The sequence below is a fragment of the Pirellulales bacterium genome, assembly GCA_035939775.1.
In the GTDB taxonomy this organism is placed as follows: Bacteria; Planctomycetota; Planctomycetia; order Pirellulales; family DATAWG01; genus DASZFO01.
The window spans coordinates 1-1,772 of record DASZFO010000007.1; the positions used below are offsets into that span (position 1 = coordinate 1).

Below are 1,772 nucleotides of genomic sequence, written 5' to 3' on the forward strand. Positions count from 1 at the left end.
GATTTGAAGGTCGCGCTCCGCCCTGGGCCGCGGCTTTTTGTGCGTCGTTCGATTTCTGCAATCGCGCGGAATCGAAAGCACACGTCGAGTGATTTCCTGCCTCGTTCCTTCCTCGATATTCCAAACCATTCCGTAGCAATCTTCGCGGACCGCGTTTTTTGCGAGTGAGGAGTCCTGCCATGCCTGCTTGGGCACGGATCGTTAAATTCAGCGCGGCCGCCGGACTGGCGGTGCTCTTGTTGCCGGGATGCTGCTGCTGCCTCTACGACCAGATGCGAGCCTGCCAGTGCCAGTCGGCCTACCTTTGTCAGCAGAATCAGATGCTCGCCTCTTCCAATTGGCAGGCCACGATCGCCTCGGAACAGATGCAACGCGCGCTCGCCACAGCCAATCAGCGTATCGACAATTTGAACGCCGAACGCAGCCAGTTGCAGCAGCGCTATATCGCGCTTTTGGACAAGCAGCGCGGCCAGCCGAGCCCGCTCTCCCCCGAGGCGACCGAGCGGTTCAAGAAACTGCAGGAGAAGTATCCGCAGTTTGAGTTCGATCCGCACACCGGAGTCAGCAAGTTCTCCAACGACGTGCTCTTCGCCTCGGGCAGTTCCGAAATTCGAGACGACGGCAAGCGGCTGTTGACCGAGTTCGCCAAGATCATGAACGACAGCGACGCCCGCAAACTCAATATCCTCGTAGTCGGCCATACCGACGACAGGCCGATCGGCCACGAGTCCACGCGGACTCATCATCCGACCAATTGGAACTTGTCGACCGACCGCGCCGACTCGGTCGTGCTCGAGCTGTCGCGTCACGGAATGCAGGAGACGCGCCTCGGAGCGGCCGGCTACAGCATGTATCAACCGGTGGCCCAGAACGCCACGGAATCGACGCGTCGCAAGAACCGCCGCGTCGAAATCTTCGTCCTCGCGCCCGATGCCGCCGTCGTCGGCTGGGACCCGAACTGGGTTCGGCACTAAGTCCCGAGGATTTACCTCAAGTTCGCCCCGGATCGCTATTCGGATAGATCGAGCGCCTTCGGCTCCGGTAGCCAGAAACAGGCGATCGACCCAACGAGGTAGACGAAGAGGGCGACGGCGGCGGCTGTGAACGCGAAGTTTGTGGCGCCGGCGAGCGCGATTTGCGGCTTTGACAAATCGGCCGCCACCGGCAACCGGCTCGCGATGCCCGTCGTCACCAGAGCGAAGAAGGTGCCGATCAGCCTGCCGCCGATATTCGCGGCAAAACTCTCACCGGTGCCTCGCAGGTGCATCGGATAGGCATAGGGCAAGTAGTTCCCCCAAAAACTGAACTGGGCCACGGTAAACAGGCCGCAGAAAAAGATGCCAATGTGGGCCCACGTGAGATGCATCGATCCGACGTCCAGCAGCACCCGATTGTCGAAAGCGCCGAATGCCCAAAACACAAGCGGCATCACGATCAATCCGGGGATTTGAAATACGCGCATCAAGAGGCGGCGGCTGAGAAGCCGCACGGCCAGAACCGCCAGCAAGAACCGACCGAGCAGCCCGCCGATTTCCTGAAACTTGGCGTAGTCGGCCGCGGCTGCCTGTTCGATTCCCTTGAGCGCGGCGGGCGGCTTGCCCGCCGAAACTGCCGCCGCCTTCTGCGCCATTACGTCCGAAAAACGCGGCACGATTTGGGGGAGCTGTTGGATGGCGCCGAACGCCGCGCCGTAACTGCAGGCAAACATGAGCGTGGTCACGATCGTCGTTTTTCGCAGGGCAGGTGCGAAGATCTCGAGAATTGACGGGCGA

General features: G+C 61.0%; 2 protein-coding genes. One reads left to right on the forward strand and one right to left on the reverse strand.

The annotated features are described in order from the left end of the window. The first annotated feature begins 179 nt into the window (after positions 1-179). Positions 180-974, forward strand: a complete 795-nt coding sequence (locus VGY55_00290; GenBank protein ID HEV2968391.1) for an OmpA family protein — start codon at positions 180-182, stop codon at positions 972-974. Positions 975-1,009: 35 nt separating this feature from the next. On the opposite strand, the gene VGY55_00295 is transcribed toward VGY55_00290, so the two are convergent. Beyond that, positions 1,010-1,772 (reverse strand): MFS transporter (locus tag VGY55_00295; GenBank protein HEV2968392.1); only part of this gene is annotated, 763 nt, incomplete at its 5' end.